Source organism: Sulfitobacter sp. HI0129, from assembly GCF_001635395.1.
In the GTDB taxonomy this organism is placed as follows: Bacteria; Pseudomonadota; Alphaproteobacteria; order Rhodobacterales; family Rhodobacteraceae; genus Sulfitobacter.
In genome coordinates, this window is sequence record NZ_LWGH01001024.1 from 1 (window position 1) to 396 (window position 396).

The 396-nt window shown below is 61.4% G+C and carries 1 protein-coding gene; it reads left to right on the forward strand.

The features are described from left to right. A partial coding sequence (locus A3764_RS21885; RefSeq protein WP_150122400.1) for an AMP-binding protein occupies positions 1–396 on the forward strand: 396 nt, incomplete at both ends.

Here is a 396-nt window from a genome sequence, read left to right on the forward strand (position 1 = left end):
TGCCGAAAGGCTGGGGGCGTCCGAAATCGAAGGTGCATTTGGCAAGTTGCATATTGTAAAGCCCGGCCCCAGCAATCCCGATCCGGATCTCTCCGACGTGGCGGTACTGCTCTATACCACCGGAACGACGGGCGATCCCAAGGGTGTGATGCTGACCCATGACAACGTCCGTTTCGGCGGCACGGCTTCGGCCAACCTGCGGGAAATGAGGCCCGATGATCTGATCTACGGTGTGCTGCCCATTACCCATGTGTTCGGTCTGGCCTCCGTGGTGACAGCCTCCTGCTATGCCGGGGCCGCCGTCCGGCTGGAAGCACGTTTTTCCGCAGCCAAGCTTTTTGCGGCGCTTCAAGACGGGGTGACGCTGCTGTCCGCCGTTCCGCAGATGCATGCCCT